General features: G+C 55.7%; 15 protein-coding genes. 13 read left to right on the top strand and 2 right to left on the bottom strand.

All coding sequences use genetic code 11. The features are described 5' to 3' along the window. The first annotated feature begins 148 nt into the window (after positions 1-148). Positions 149-1708, top strand: a complete 1560-nt coding sequence (locus IBT54_RS15990; RefSeq protein WP_201252452.1) for a methyl-accepting chemotaxis protein — start codon at positions 149-151, stop codon at positions 1706-1708. 58 nt (positions 1709-1766) lie between these two features. Here the strand turns inward: IBT54_RS15990 and fbp are convergent, their stop codons facing one another. Next, complete coding sequence (gene fbp, locus IBT54_RS15995) at positions 1767-2774, bottom strand: class 1 fructose-bisphosphatase (RefSeq protein ID WP_013359157.1); 1008 nt, start codon at positions 2772-2774, stop codon at positions 1767-1769. A gap of 168 nt (positions 2775-2942) precedes the next feature. On the opposite strand from fbp, the gene mpl reads away from it, so the two are divergent. Both mpl and IBT54_RS16005 read left to right on the top strand, forming a co-directional pair. Continuing rightward, positions 2943-4295, top strand: coding sequence for a UDP-N-acetylmuramate:L-alanyl-gamma-D-glutamyl-meso-diaminopimelate ligase (mpl, locus tag IBT54_RS16000; protein ID WP_033784102.1), 1353 nt, complete (start codon positions 2943-2945; stop codon positions 4293-4295). Between the two features lie 352 nt (positions 4296-4647). Then, complete coding sequence (locus tag IBT54_RS16005) at positions 4648-5388, top strand: oligogalacturonate-specific porin KdgM family protein (protein WP_033784101.1); 741 nt, start codon at positions 4648-4650, stop codon at positions 5386-5388. Between the two features lie 38 nt (positions 5389-5426). On the opposite strand, the gene yjgA is transcribed toward IBT54_RS16005, so the two are convergent. Continuing rightward, positions 5427-5972, bottom strand: coding sequence for a ribosome biogenesis factor YjgA (gene yjgA, locus IBT54_RS16010; protein WP_013359154.1), 546 nt, complete (start codon positions 5970-5972; stop codon positions 5427-5429). Between the two features lie 116 nt (positions 5973-6088). On the opposite strand from yjgA, the gene pmbA reads away from it, so the two are divergent. From pmbA to IBT54_RS16060, 10 genes are all read left to right on the top strand, one after another. Further along, complete coding sequence (gene pmbA, locus IBT54_RS16015; RefSeq protein ID WP_013359153.1) at positions 6089-7429, top strand: metalloprotease PmbA; 1341 nt, start codon at positions 6089-6091, stop codon at positions 7427-7429. A gap of 63 nt (positions 7430-7492) precedes the next feature. Further along, positions 7493-7879 carry a cytochrome b562 gene (gene cybC / locus IBT54_RS16020; RefSeq protein WP_033734013.1) on the top strand — a complete coding sequence of 129 codons (387 nt, stop codon included), beginning with the start codon at positions 7493-7495 and terminating at the stop codon, positions 7877-7879. A gap of 294 nt (positions 7880-8173) precedes the next feature. Continuing rightward, the gene (locus tag IBT54_RS16025; RefSeq protein ID WP_061063460.1) at positions 8174-8509 is read left to right on the top strand and encodes a glycine dehydrogenase; all 336 of its coding nucleotides are present in this window, start codon (positions 8174-8176) and stop codon (positions 8507-8509) included. A 13-nt stretch (positions 8510-8522) separates the two neighbouring features. After that, the gene (locus tag IBT54_RS16030) at positions 8523-8879 is read left to right on the top strand and encodes an SFCGS family glycine-rich protein (protein WP_010256477.1); all 357 of its coding nucleotides are present in this window, start codon (positions 8523-8525) and stop codon (positions 8877-8879) included. A 2-nt stretch (positions 8880-8881) separates the two neighbouring features. Next, entirely contained in the window at positions 8882-9181 is a 300-nt protein-coding gene (locus IBT54_RS16035) for a DUF4312 family protein (protein WP_013359149.1), read from the top strand. Between the two features lie 127 nt (positions 9182-9308). Beyond that, positions 9309-10085: a DUF4311 domain-containing protein gene (locus IBT54_RS16040; protein ID WP_201252453.1), complete on the top strand. Its 777-nt coding sequence runs from the start codon at positions 9309-9311 to the stop codon at positions 10083-10085. Positions 10086-10096: 11 nt separating this feature from the next. Beyond that, positions 10097-10738 (top strand): DUF4310 family protein, encoded by a 642-nt coding sequence (locus IBT54_RS16045; RefSeq protein ID WP_033734006.1) that lies wholly within the window; start codon positions 10097-10099, stop codon positions 10736-10738. Positions 10739-10781: 43 nt separating this feature from the next. Beyond that, the gene (locus tag IBT54_RS16050; protein ID WP_095706624.1) at positions 10782-11912 is read left to right on the top strand and encodes an amidohydrolase/deacetylase family metallohydrolase; all 1131 of its coding nucleotides are present in this window, start codon (positions 10782-10784) and stop codon (positions 11910-11912) included. Further along, positions 11896-13017, top strand: a complete 1122-nt coding sequence (locus tag IBT54_RS16055) for a DgaE family pyridoxal phosphate-dependent ammonia lyase (RefSeq protein WP_201252454.1) — start codon at positions 11896-11898, stop codon at positions 13015-13017. Before IBT54_RS16050 ends, IBT54_RS16055 begins: the two co-directional genes overlap by 17 nt. Further along, complete coding sequence (locus IBT54_RS16060) at positions 13014-13754, top strand: KDGP aldolase family protein (RefSeq protein WP_201252455.1); 741 nt, start codon at positions 13014-13016, stop codon at positions 13752-13754. The genes IBT54_RS16055 and IBT54_RS16060 overlap by 4 nt, the downstream gene beginning before the upstream one ends. Positions 13755-13860: the final 106 nt, after the last annotated feature.

Below are 13860 nucleotides of genomic sequence, written 5' to 3' on the forward strand. Positions count from 1 at the left end.
AAGCGGCGATCAGCTTGATGGATGTTTCTGTGATGATCAAGTTGTTAACACTAATCAGAGTTAAAGTTTCGCCCCGTTACTGCCGATAATTTCTCCGCTTTAGGGCCGCTTCAAAATTCGCCTTTTCACATACACGGAAACTATCAGGATGAAACAGTTATCACTTCGCACGGGGTTGCTGGCATTGCTGGCATTTATGACACTGCTGCTGTTGGCGGTGAGTTTTATGGGTATCGTGGCAATTAATAAAGGCAATCGCTCGCTGGATGTAATCAATCGCATTCAGGGGATCGAGCTGAACAGTCTGTATAAGAGCAATTCCGATCTGATGCGGGCCCGCGCAAACGCGGCGCTGGCGGTACGTAAAATTGAAATTGGAATGCTGGAAGAGGGCGCGGCAGTGACAAAACTGTCGCAGGCGGATGTGGTGTCATCGCAGAAACACCTGAAGCGTTTTGTTGATGCCGGAACAGTGACGGCGCACGGCAAAATGCTGGCGGATGCGGTTTCAGCCAGTTACAAAGCCTATCTCGATCAGGGCATCAAACCGATGATGGATGCGCTGGATAAGCAATATACCGACGAATATTACCAGCTGCTGGAAGGCAATCTGGCGACGCTGGCGGCCAGTTACGACAAGGCGGTCAATGACTTCAGCCAGCTAGCCGATCAGATCACTCAGGCCCAGCTTGAACAGGCGGCCTACAACGAAACCAAAATGAAAATCCTGATCGCCGTAGCGGTGGTATTAACCCTGCTGCTGCTGGTGCTCGCCTGGCAACTGCTGCGCCGGATGCTGCTGCAGCCGCTGAACCAGGCAATTGTCCATCTTGAGCAGATCGCGTTGGGCGACCTGTCACAGGCGTTGCCACCGTCAAGTAACAACGAGCTGGGACGACTTAACCACGCGCTGAGCGGGATGCAGCAGTCACTGCGCACCTCGGTGAGTCAGGTGCGTGAAGCGAGTATGCAGATCGACATCGGCAGCCGTGAACTGGCCGCGGGTAACGTCAATCTGTCGCAGCGCACCGAAGAGTCTGCCGCTTCGCTGGAGCAGACGGCGGCCAGCATGGAGCAGCTCACGGCAACCGTGCGCCTTAACGCCACGAATGCTCAGCAGGCGAATCAGCTGGCTAGCGCGGTCTCCGAGACTGCCGATCGCGGCGCTGAGGTGGTCAGCTACGTGATGGAAAAAATGCATGAGATCACCGACAGCGCCAATCGCATCGGCGACATTCTCAGCGTGATTGACGGTATCGCCTTCCAGACCAACATTCTGGCGCTCAACGCTGCCGTAGAAGCGGCGCGTGCAGGCGAGCAGGGCCGTGGCTTTGCGGTTGTCGCAAATGAAGTGCGCACGCTGGCACAGCGCAGTGCTAATGCGGCTAAAGAGATCCGTACGCTGATTAGTGATTCACAGTCGCGGGTCAAAGAGGGCAGCGAGATGGCGACGCGCGCCGGGGAAACCATGGATGAGATTTCTGGCGAAGTGATGCGCGTCACGGCATTGATGAAGGAGATCTCAATGGCTTCCGACGAACAGAGCCGTGGCATTGAGCAGGTCAATCTGGCGGTCACGCAGATGGATGCGGCGGCGCAGCAGAACGCGGCGCTGGTGGAACAGGCCACCGCCGCGACCCAGTCGCTGGAAGCGCAGTCCGATCAGCTTCAGGCAACCATGGCGCAGTTCAGATTACAGACGGCGTAAAAGCAAAAAGGGCGCGATATCGCGCCCTTTTTATATCTCTTTTTATACTACGACCAGATTAACCCTGACGGCAATCCGGGAACTCCGCCAGGAAACGCTCAACGTCGTTTACCATTGCCTCATTACCGCAGTAGAACGGGCAGCGCTGATGCAGCGTGACCGGTGGAATATCCAGAATACGCTTCTGACCGTCGCTGGCTTTACCGCCCGCCTGCTCGGCCAGGAAGGCCATCGGATTGCACTCATACAGCAGACGCAGCTTGCCCTGAGGATGGCTGGCGGTGCTTGGGTAGAGGTAGATCCCGCCTTTGAGCAGATTACGATGGAAATCCGCGACCAGCGATCCGATGTAACGTGAGGTATAAGGACGGTGCGTTGGCAGATCCTCTTCCTGACAGAACTTCAGATATTTCTTCACACCCTGCGGGAAACGAATGTAGTTACCTTCGTTAATCGAGTAGGTGTAACCGGTTGGTGGATAGGTCATACGTTCGTGGCTGAGGCAGAACACACCCAGTGACGGATCGTAAGTAAACGCATGCACGCCTGCACCGGTGGTGTAAACCATCATGGTGGATGAGCCGTAGACCACGTAACCGGCAGCAACCTGCTTGTTGCCTGGCTGCATGAAGTCCGCTTCAACCACTGGCGTACCCGGCTCGCTGACGCGATGATAAATAGAGAAAATGGTACCGACGGAAACGTTAACGTCGATGTTAGAAGAACCATCCAGTGGATCCATTAACACCACGTACTTACCGTTTTCCTCACCTTCAAAGATAACGAACTCGTCTTCTTCCTCAGAAGCGATACCGGCGACGATGCCACGTGCTTTCAGTGCTGCCTTCAGTTTTTCGTTAGCGAACAGATCCAGTTTCATCTGCTGTTCACCCTGAACATTTTCCACACCACTGGCACCGAGAATATCCACTAAACCGGCTTTATTGATGTCGCGGTGGATAATTTTGGCACCCAGCTTGATAGCTGAAATCAGCGCCGTCAGTTCACCTGTGGCGTGCGGAAAGTCGTGCTGCTTCTCGACGATAAATTCGCCCAACGTTTTCATAACACATTCCCTGAATCTTCGATGGAGTGGCAGCACGCGTAACAGTCTGCCAACGGATGCGTACGCAGTTTAGCCGATTGAACTTCAAAAACCATAGTCCTAATCCGTTTCTTCCGTCTGCGAGCGGCGTTACACTGTGCGCCGAACTTTTGAGTAATGGATCATGTTATGCGCATTCACATCCTCGGGATTTGTGGCACTTTTATGGGTGGTCTGGCGGTGCTGGCTCGTTCACTGGGTCATCAGGTGACCGGTTCAGACGCCAACGTTTACCCGCCAATGAGTACACTGCTCGAACAGCAAGGCATTGAATTAACGGAAGGTTATGACGCCAGTCAGCTTGATCCGGTGCCTGACTTAGTCATTATCGGCAATGCGATGACGCGAGGTAATCCTTGTGTGGAAGCGGTGCTGGAACGCAACATTCCCTACCTCTCTGGCCCGCAATGGCTGCACGATTTCGTGCTGCGCGATCGCTGGGTGCTGGCCGTGGCCGGAACCCACGGTAAAACCACCACAGCCGGTATGGCAGCGTGGATTCTCGAGGCCTGCGGCCTTGAACCCGGCTTCATTATTGGTGGTGTGCCTGGAAACTTCGATGTCTCGGCAAAATTAGGAAAAAGTCCATTCTTCGTGATTGAAGCGGATGAGTACGACTGCGCGTTTTTTGATAAGCGTTCCAAATTTGTCCATTACTCTCCACGGACCCTGATCCTCAACAACCTTGAGTTTGATCACGCCGATATCTTTGACGATCTGCGGGCGATCCAGAAACAGTTCCACCATCTGGTGCGGATCGTGCCGGGCCAGGGCAAGATCCTGCTGCCGGAACATGATCCTAACCTCAAACAGGTGATGGCGATGGGTTGCTGGAGCGAGCAGGAGAGCGTTGGCGAGCACGGGCGCTGGCAGGCGAAGAAGCTGACCAACGATGCGTCTCACTGGGAAATCTGGCTCGACGGTGAGAAAGTCGGGGAAGTGAACTGGGCGCTGGTGGGCGAACACAACATGCACAACGGCCTGATGGCAATTGCTGCCGCGCGGCATGTAGGTGTGAAGCCGGAAGATGCCGGCCAGGCGCTGAACACCTTTATCAATGCACGTCGCAGGCTGGAGCTGCGTGGCGAAGTGAATAACATCAAAGTCTATGATGACTTCGCTCACCATCCGACGGCCATTCTGGCGACACTGGCTGCCCTGCGCAGTAAAGTGGGTGGCAGAGCACGCATCCTGGCCGTGCTGGAGCCTCGCTCCAATACGATGAAGATGGGCGTCAGCAAAAACGACCTGGCGCCGTCGCTGGCGCGTGCTGATGAGGTCTTCCTGTTCCAGCCGCACCATATTCCGTGGCAGGTTTCAGATGTAGCAGAAGCGTGCATTCCGCCTGCGCACTGGAGCGCGGATATCGATACCCTGGTGGAAATGGTGGCTAAAGCCGCTCAGCCTGGCGACACGATTCTGGTGATGAGCAACGGCGGGTTTGGTGGCATTCATCAGAAGCTGCTGGACAGGCTGGCCTGAAAATCAGGCGCCCGTTTCGGGCGCTTTTTTTTAAAGCGTTATTGCCGTTAATATTATTTCCTGAATAAATCCCGCATAGTTTGAATCTGATCTGCTCACTCTTCCTTCAGTTGCCATATTTTCTTTATTAGTGTCTGAAACAGAAAGGCCACACCTGCCGGTTATTTTTAGCATCGTCTCTGTTGCAGCTGAGAAATAAATAATAATCAGAAGGGTTCAGATTAAAGAAACAATTAACAGGTTTTCTTTATGTGGCATCTTATATTAATACAGGGTTTAAATATAAGTTAAATTTGGGTTAAATGAATTCGGATAATTCATTGCCCTTATTACTGAGAATAAGGACATTTTTATGGGAAAAAGTACAACACGATCATTAGCTCTGGGCGTCACGCTGTTATGCACTTCGGCGGCAGCGCTGGCAACGGCTACGGTGGATTACCGGCACGAGTACCGTCTTCGCGACCGCACGCACTATGACAAGCTGGGGCTGAGTACCACACTGCCGGATAATATGTTTCTTGGCGTCGAAACCAAATTTAAAACCGGTGGCGCAGATCCAAAAGATAAATATTATAACGACACCGTGTTAAATGTGGTGGAAGTCACCTTTCTGAAGTCCTGGTACTGGGGGAACTGGACGCTATCGCCTTTTATTCAGCCGGAATTTAACTCCTCGCGCACCGAATGGAAGTTTGGTGTGGCACCCTGGTATAAAATTAATGACCGCTGGTCTGTTGGCGGATTATATCGCCTTGAACTGACCGATTATGCCCATGACGATCACTGCCGCACCGGGGGTATTGATTATTGCGATACTGACCGGCATCGCACGGCTAACCGTTTTGATCTCTATCTGCGGAATAAAACCGATCGCCTCACCACCACCTATAAGCTGGTGTATAAGCACGCGGATGCGAAACTGTTTGCTAATAAGCATGATGACTATGAACAGGAGTTACAGTTCGATTATGCGCTTGGCAACGATCGCGTCTGGGTGCCTTACGTCACCTTTGGCGATATCGGACGTTCTGCTACATCGAGCGAACGCCAGTTGCGGCTGCGCACCGGTATTCTCTATATCTATCGGTAAGTGCTGCCGGGAGGCGGGCGAGACTGCCCGCCATGACATTACTGCGCTTCGGCCAGCTCGCGCAGATACTGGAAAATCTGACGGGCAGACTTCGGCGGCTTGTTGCCCGCTTTCTCTTTCTGCGCGTTACGAATCATGCTGCGTAACTGCTGACGATCGGCATCGGGATAAAGCGCAATCACGTCGCTCATCGCCTCATCACCTTGCTCAATCAGACGATCGCGCAGCATTTCCAGTTTATGGAACAGCGCAACCTGCTGGTTGTGACGATTCTTGAGCTTATCCAGCGCAATGCGGATAGGCTCCACATCAATGCTGCGCAGCAGTTTACCGATCAGCTGCAGCTGACGGCGGCGACCCTCTTTCTTGATGCGCTGTGCCAGTTCGATCTCGGTGCGCAGGCGCTCATCCAGTGGGATTTTATCCAGCGAGTTTTTACCCAGATCAACCAGTTCGGCTCCCAGGCGCTTTAACTCTTCTGCATCGCGTTTAATTTCACTCTTACTGACCCAGATAATCTCTTCATCTTCTTCTTCGTCATTATCTGGCACATCGTCGAGCCACTCATCGGGCTGTCTGGTCATTTCCGGGCTCCCAAAAAAAAAGAGGCTAATCCTACCAGTTTATCGGGTGACTGCGAAATTGTTCTCTGACTCTGATAGACTCAAATCATTCACACATAAGATTAGACGGCAGGTCGATGAACGTATCTACTCAGGTTGCAGAACAGCGAAAAGTACTGGAGCAGGCCATTGCGCAGGCACTTGAACTGGCTAAAGCAAGCACTGACAGCGCGGAAGTGGCTGTCAGTAAGACCACCGGCATCGGGGTCAGCACCCGTTATGGCGAAGTGGAAAACGTTGAATTTAACAGCGACGGTGCGCTGGGCATCACCGTTTATCATCAGAATCGTAAAGGCAGTGCCTCATCGACCGACCTCAGCCCGGATGCGATCAAACGTACCGTGCAGGCGGCGATTGATATTGCCCGCTACACCTCGCCCGATCCGTTTGCCGGTCTGGCCGACGCAGAGCTGCTGGCCTATGATGCGCCGGATCTGGATCTTTACCATCCGTGGGAAATTGACGCTGACCGCGCCATTGAACTGGCCGCGCAGGCGGAGCAGGCGTCACTGCGTGCCGACAAGCGAATTACCAACACCGAAGGCGGCAGTTTCAACAGCCACGTCGGCATTAAAGTCTTTGGCAACAGCCACGGAATGTTGCAGAGCTACTGCTCAAGCCGCCATTCGCTCTCCAGCTGCGTCATCGCTGAGCAGGATGGCAACATGGAGCGCGACTACGCCTATACCATTGGCCGTGCATTTGAAGATTTGAAAAGCCCGGAGTGGGTAGGAGCCGAGTGCGCGCGCCGTACGCTATCCCGTCTGGCCCCGCGTAAACTGCCGACCATGAAAGCCCCGGTAATTTTTGCCGCTGAAGTGGCGACCGGCTTGTTTGGTCATCTGGTTGGTGCGATCAGCGGCAGCAGCGTTTACCGTAAATCGACTTTCCTGCTGGATTCAATGGGTCAGCAGATTCTGCCGGAGTGGCTCACCATCAGTGAACAGCCACACCTGCTGAAAGGGCTCGCCTCTACGCCGTTCGACAGCGAAGGGGTGCGGACTCAGGCGCGCGACATCATCAAAGATGGCGTATTGCAGACCTGGCTGCTGACCAGCTATTCCGCCCGTAAACTGGGTCTGACCAGCACCGGTCATGCTGGTGGTATTCATAACTGGCGCATTGCGGGTCAGGGCCACAGCTTTGACGACCTGCTGAAGCAGATGGGAACCGGATTAGTGGTGACCGAGCTGATGGGCCAGGGCGTCAGCGCCATTACCGGTGACTACTCACGCGGTGCAGCCGGTTTCTGGGTTGAGAATGGCGTCATTCAGTACCCGGTCAGCGAAGTCACCATTGCCGGCAATCTTAAAGAGATGTGGCACAACATGGTGACCATCGGTGACGATATTGAAACCCGCAGTAATATCCAGTGCGGTTCCGTGTTACTGCCTGAGATGAAGATAGCGGGACAATAAAGATGAATTCCTGAAGCAGCCGGTTGGCTGCTTTTTTTTCATCACAATAAAAAGGAAGTAATGATGCGTAAGCATGTGATTGCAATGTTGTCGGCTTCTCTGTTGTTCTCCAGCGTCAGCCTCTATGCGGCAGATCTGGAGCAGGATATGGACACGCTCAATGCGAATCTGAAAATCGTTAAGAAAACGGACAGTGCGCAGGAGATGCAGCAGGCGTTAACCAAAATGCGAACCGCGGCGCAGGATGCCAAAAAGTCGACGCCCGATAAGCTGGAAGGTCAGCCTGCTGACAGTGCGCAGATCAAAGACTACCACGCGGGCCTCGACTCACTTATCGCACAGATTGACGTGGTCAGCGCGCTGGCGAAAGCCAACAACGTGGACGGCGCAAAGCGCGAAGCCGCTAAATTTGATGACATCCGTAATACCAACCATAAGAAATTCCGCTAATCCGACCGCCGGTCAGCCTGACCGGCGGTTTTTACCATCACTTCTGCTTATCACCGCACCGTAAACCACCGCCCGGCAGTCTGGTCGCCGCACAACATCACCGCCTTGCGAAGCTAACGCCATCATTTGGTGCATTTTGCGACGCATATCGCACTAAGCGTGCAGCCTGCGATCTGACGCACAACCTTCACTTCAATTTCCACTTACTGCTGGAAATGTTGCCTCTCCACAGCCGGGGTGATGACCGCTAATTTATTTCTAACGCGAATTATCTGGTTTAACAGGAGTAGCAAGGTGAGCAATAACGGCGTCCCGGTGTATGAAGCGCCACCGGAGAAAGTGCAACAGCTGGCTGACAGCGTGATGACGCAGATTGCGGCGATCTATCAGCAGCATGGCATTCAGCCCAACGCGGTCCAGCAGCAGATGCTGCAATCGCATGTCGGGGCCATGGCGTCACGTTCGCTGAGCGGGGAGCCGCTGCCGGAAGTGGAAGCGGAGCTGTTTGAGGATATTCCGCCTGAAACGGTCGCGCTGGCGCAGCAGGTCGTCGACCTGTTCGGCAATCTCCCCCGCGAAGAGGCCTGGCTGCTGTCAGTGCATATTGAAGTTGCGCGATCAAACAATTAGAGAGGAACACACCATGGTAACAGTAGTGATTGGCGATCGTTTAGGTAAGGGCCAGAAAGTGGCGGCGGGCATCGAGAAAGCGGGTGGTCGTGCTGTCGTGGTGCCAGGCGTGGCCGCTGACATGAAGCTGGGTGACGTGATGAAGGCAGAAAACGCCGATTTCGGCATCTCGTTCTGCGGCAGCGGCGGCGCAGGTGCTATCACCGCGCAGAACAAATATGGCTACAAAGCCAAACACGGCATGCGTTCTGTTGACGAAGGCGTCACCGCCATCAATGAAGGCGCCACGGTGCTGGGCTTCGGCTTTATGGATAAAGAAGAGTTAGGCGAGCGGCTGGTGCAGGCCTGGAACAAGAAGCACGGCAGCTGATTATGAAAGAACACTACGTTACCCAGGTGACGGTTGAGGGCAAAGGCGACACCAAAGCGAAAGCCTTTGCCGATGCCCTGAGTCGTGTGCAGAACCAGGTTCTGCGCGCGACGCAAAAAATTCTGCTGCGCATCGAACCTCAGGATGTCCGGGTGCTGCGTGCGCAGGAGAGCGTCAGAACCGAGAAGTTTCTCTTTTTCTTTCTGGCGCGCCAACGGCGGAGCTTCAGCGTAACGCTGGAGATCACCGTCAGCGTCACCGTTTTCGACACCGAGCAGGTGACGTTCACGGCGGCATCATAAAACAGAACCTGTTTACATCAGCCCGCCGTTTGCCCATTCCACTGCTGTAGCGATAGCGCGGCGGTCAGGCCGGGGCGATGCGGCGGCGCGGATAGGGCGGGTAAAAACGACAACAAGGTACAGCAACATGTTTTTAGTCATTTTGTTTAAGTCGTTGATCATTGGGGGCCTGGTAGGCGTCGGCGTTGGCGCGGGGGCTGCACGTATGTTCCACGCGCCCACCACCCAAGGCATGGGGGCGTTTCGTACGCTGGGTGAGCTGAACTCGTGTGAAGGCGATCCGGCCTCCCACTTCTCCTTTGGTCTTGGCTTCTTTTTCAATGCCTGGGCATCGTCTGTCGCAGCCGGTTCATTCACGCAGGATGTGGACCATCGCATCATTCCAAACTGGGGTGCGGCTGCCCTGATGGTGAAGAATCGTAATGTGGCGGAGACGCTGCACGATCCGAAAAAAATGGCCATCGCCTGCGGCATCATCGGGATGATCGTGGTCGCCTTCCTTAACTCTACCGCCTCTGCGGTGCCGGCTGCGCTGCAGGTGACGGCGGTCAAAGTGCTGGTGCCCGCCGCTAACCTGCTGGTGAATACCGTCATGCCGGTCATCTTCTGGCTGGCGGCGATCGATGCAGGCAAAAAATCAGGCTTCTGGGCCACCATTTTTGGCGGTCTGGCGCAACTGATCATGGGCAACGCCGTACCAGGTCTGGTGCTGGGGATCCTGATCGGTAAAGGCGTGGAAGAGAGCGGCTGGAACCGGGTCACCAAAGTAATGATGACCGCCATTGTGCTGCTGTTTGTGCTGAGCGGCTTCTTCCGCGGTTTCGACATGAAGCTGCTGCAGTCCTTCCAGCTCGGCATTCCAGGCTGGCTCGACATGATCCACAACTCAGTCAGCGGCAAATAAGAGGCAATGTGATGAACGAAAATAAAGGCTTCTGGTACGCCGACTGGTCTTTCCCGATCTTTGTTGGCCTGCTCTCCTCGGGCGTCTTTGCCGGGACCCACATGTATTACCTCTATGGTATTGGCGCGTTTAACGAAGTGGCGTTTGTCTCGATGCTGCGCGCAGGGATGGAAACCGGCGTCTACGGTGCGGTCGCCGCCTTCGGTGCCAGCTTCCTGTTTGCCCGCATTATCGAAGGCTCGCTGGTGGGTATTCTGGATATCGGCGGCGCGATCCAGACTGGGGTCGGGCTGGGTGTGCCGGCACTGCTGCTGGGGGCGGGCATCATCTTCCCCGTGGCGAACTTCGCAGCTTCGCTGGCGACGGGCCTGGTGATTGGCGTGGCGATTGGCTACCTGATCATTCTGGCGCGTAAATTCACCATCAATCAGAGCGACTCCACCTACGGCGCAGACGTGATGATGGGTGCAGGTAATGCTTCAGGCCGCTTTCTGGGGCCGCTGATCATCCTGTCCGCCATGGCGGCCTCCATTCCGATTGGTCTGGGCTCGCTGCTGGGTGCGCTGCTGTTCTATCTCTGGAACAAGCCGATTACCGGCGGTGCCATCCTCGGCGCGATGATCCTGGGTGCGCTGTTCCCGATTGCTCTCTGATCTCACCGGCAGCCCGGCAGCGGGCTGCCGTTAAGGAGAAACCATGTACGACTTGATTATCCGCAATGCGCGCCTCAGCGATGAGCAGGTGGTCGATATTGCGTTGCAGGATGGCCGCATTGCTGCCATCGGCAAGGTGCAGGGCAGCGCACCGCGTGAGCGCGATCTGGCGGGCCGCTACTACCTCAGCGCGGGCTGGATCGACTCCCACGTTCACTGCTATCCCAAATCACCGATTTACCATGATGAAGCGGACGCGATTGGCGTGGCGCATGGCGTCACCACGGTGGTCGATGCGGGCAGCACCGGCGCAGAACACATCGATGACTTCTACCAGCTGACGCGCGCGGCGCAGACCCAGGTCTATGCGCTGATCAATATCGCCCGCACCGGCATCGTCACTCAGAATGAGCTGGCCGATATGACGCAGATCGATGGCGAGGCGGTGCAGCAGGCCGTGGCTCGACTGCCCGATTTTATTGTCGGCCTCAAGGCGCGCATCAGCAGCAGCGTGGTCGGTCAGAACGGCGTCCAGCCGCTGATCAAAGCCAAAGCGATCCAGCAGGAGAGCGGCGGTCTGCCGCTGATGGTTCACATTGGCAATAATCCACCCAATCTCGACCAGATTGCGGATCTGCTGACCACGGGCGACATCATCACGCACTGCTTTAATGGCAAACCCAACCGCATTCTGACGCCGCAGGGTGAACTCAAAGCGGCGGTAAAACATGCCATCGCACGTGGCGTAAAACTCGATGTTGGCCACGGCAGCGCCAGCTTCAGCTTCGAGGTCGCCCGCGTGGCGATTGCGCAGGGCATTCTGCCCGACACCATCAGCTCTGACATCTACTGCCGTAATCGCCTGACCGGGCCGGTTCACAGCCTGGCGCATGTGATGTCGAAATTCTTCAGCGTCGGTATGACGCTGCCGCAGGTGATCGACTGCGTGACGGTCAATGCGGCTGCAGGACTGCGCCTGCAGCGCAAGGGCCAGCTGAAAGTGGGTTACGACGCCGACCTGACTGTTTTTAGCGTCAAAGAGGAAACCCGGCCCTTTATCGATTCAGAAGGTGAACAGGTAACCGGTGAGAAGCATCTGGTTCCGCTGGCGGCTGTGGTCGCTGGCACGTGGATCGCGACAGAAGAAGGAATAGCGCATGACCTCGGTATATGAAAAGTATGGCCTGAAGCCGGTAATTAACGCCTCTGGCCGTATGACGATCCTCGGCGTCTCTACGCCGTCGAGTGACGTGATCGATACGGTGAAATACGGCCTCGACCACTACTTCGAAATGAAAGATCTGGTGGATAAGACCGGTGCTTATATCGCCGGTCTGCTGAAGGTGGAGAACGCGCTGGTGGTTTCCTGCGCCTCCGCAGGCATCGCCCAGTGCGTGGCGGCGGTGATTGTGAAAGACAATGACTGGCTGGTGGATAACCTGCACGCCGCACCGCTGACCATCCCGCACCAGATTGTAGTGCCGAAAGGCCACAACGTGAACTATGGCGCCCCGGTCGGCAGCATGGTGGCGCTGGGTGGCGGGCAACTGGTGGAAGCGGGTTACAGCAACGAGTGCTCACCTGCCCAGCTGGCTGCGGCGATCACGCCGCAGACCGCAGCAATCCTCTATGTGAAATCGCATCACTGCGTGCAGAAGAGCCATCTCGATGTGGCGCAGGCCGCGGCGGTTGCGCGTGAGCATGGTGTACCGCTGATCGTCGATGCAGCCGCGGAAGAGGATCTGCAGTGCTACTACCAGGCGGGTGCCGATCTGGTGATCTACAGCGGCGCAAAAGCGATTGAAGGGCCGACCAGCGGGCTGGTTATTGGCAGGCATCAATACGTTGAGTGGGTCAAACGCCAGACCAACGGCATTGGCCGCGCAATGAAAGTGGGCAAAGAGGGGATTCTGGGGCTGACTCAGGCGATTGAAAACTATCTGACGCAGCCAAAAATCAGCGGCGCGCAGATGGTGGAAAAAATGACGCCGTTTATTGAGCAGCTCAATGGCCTGAATGGCGTGACGGCCCGCATCGTGTGGGATGGTGCCGGACGCGATATTGCCCGCGCTGAGATCGCCTTTGACGAAACCGCGATCCAGCAGCGCACCGGCGATCTGGTGCAGGCGCTGAAAAAGGGCGACGTCGCGATCTACTTCCGTGGCTACAAAGCCAACGAGGGGATCATTGAAGCAGACGTGCGCAGCGTCAGCGCTGATCAACTGAACACTATTTTCACCCGCATTCAGGCACTGTTAAACGGAGAGAAACACGCATGACGCTGACCCCCAACTTTTATCAGGATCGCATCTGCCTTAACGTCCTGGCGGGATCAAAAGAGAACGCCCGCGCCATCTGGCAGGCAGCAGAAGGGCACGTGTTGGTCGGCGTGCTGTCAAAAAACTACGCCAGCAATGACGCCGCTATCGCTGATATGCGCGAGTATGCTGCGCTGATTGATAATGCGCTGTCGGTGGGGCTGGGTGCGGGTGATCCTGAACAGTCACAGATGGTGAGTGAGATCTCCGCGGTGCTGCAACCGCAGCATGTGAACCAGGTCTTTACCGGCGTCGCCACCAGTCGTGCGCTGCTGGGCCAGTCACAGACCATCGTGAACGGTCTGATCTCGCCCACCGGCACGCCGGGTCAGGTGAAAATCTCTACCGGACCGCGCAGCGCAAAACAGCAGGACGGGATCGTGCCTATCGAAACGGCGATTGCGATGCTGCAGGATATGGGCGGCAGCTCGGTGAAATATTTCCCGATGGGCGGTCTGCAGGCGGTGGATGAGTATCGCGCCGTGGCGGAAGCCTGTGCAAAACTCGATTTCTGGCTGGAGCCCACCGGCGGTATCGATCTGGAGAATTTCGGCGAGATCGTGCGCATTGCGCTGGAGTCCGGCGTCAGCAAAGTGATCCCGCACGTCTACAGTTCGATCATCGACAAAGCCAGCGGAGAAACCCGCATCGAAGATGTGCAGCAGCTACTGGCTATCTGTAAAACGCTACTGGCGTAGAGATCGACACGATCAGCCTGCAGCAGGCCGATCGCGCAACATGGACGTTGTGTGACGATCGCCGTAGGCTGATGTTCCCACTTTCTGTCTGCAAACAGGTAACGCT

The organism is Pantoea sp. S62, assembly GCF_016658625.1.
In the GTDB taxonomy this organism is placed as follows: domain Bacteria; phylum Pseudomonadota; class Gammaproteobacteria; order Enterobacterales; family Enterobacteriaceae; genus Pantoea; species Pantoea vagans.

Bases quoted from the DNA above. Each gene is read 5' to 3' on its own strand.
- IBT54_RS15990 (WP_201252452.1), top strand. From the start codon at position 149: ATGAAACAGTTATCACTTCGCACGGGGTTGCTGGCATTGCTGGCATTT.
- fbp (WP_013359157.1), bottom strand. From the start codon at position 2,774: ATGAAAACGTTGGGCGAATTTATCGTCGAGAAGCAGCACGACTTTCCG.
- mpl (WP_033784102.1), top strand. From the start codon at position 2,943: ATGCGCATTCACATCCTCGGGATTTGTGGCACTTTTATGGGTGGTCTG.
- IBT54_RS16005 (WP_033784101.1), top strand. From the start codon at position 4,648: ATGGGAAAAAGTACAACACGATCATTAGCTCTGGGCGTCACGCTGTTA.
- yjgA (WP_013359154.1), bottom strand. From the start codon at position 5,972: ATGACCAGACAGCCCGATGAGTGGCTCGACGATGTGCCAGATAATGAC.
- pmbA (WP_013359153.1), top strand. From the start codon at position 6,089: ATGAACGTATCTACTCAGGTTGCAGAACAGCGAAAAGTACTGGAGCAG.
- cybC (WP_033734013.1), top strand. From the start codon at position 7,493: ATGCGTAAGCATGTGATTGCAATGTTGTCGGCTTCTCTGTTGTTCTCC.
- IBT54_RS16030 (WP_010256477.1), top strand. From the start codon at position 8,523: ATGGTAACAGTAGTGATTGGCGATCGTTTAGGTAAGGGCCAGAAAGTG.
- IBT54_RS16035 (WP_013359149.1), top strand. From the start codon at position 8,882: ATGAAAGAACACTACGTTACCCAGGTGACGGTTGAGGGCAAAGGCGAC.
- IBT54_RS16040 (WP_201252453.1), top strand. From the start codon at position 9,309: ATGTTTTTAGTCATTTTGTTTAAGTCGTTGATCATTGGGGGCCTGGTA.
- IBT54_RS16045 (WP_033734006.1), top strand. From the start codon at position 10,097: ATGAACGAAAATAAAGGCTTCTGGTACGCCGACTGGTCTTTCCCGATC.
- IBT54_RS16050 (WP_095706624.1), top strand. From the start codon at position 10,782: ATGTACGACTTGATTATCCGCAATGCGCGCCTCAGCGATGAGCAGGTG.
- IBT54_RS16055 (WP_201252454.1), top strand. From the start codon at position 11,896: ATGACCTCGGTATATGAAAAGTATGGCCTGAAGCCGGTAATTAACGCC.
- IBT54_RS16060 (WP_201252455.1), top strand. From the start codon at position 13,014: ATGACGCTGACCCCCAACTTTTATCAGGATCGCATCTGCCTTAACGTC.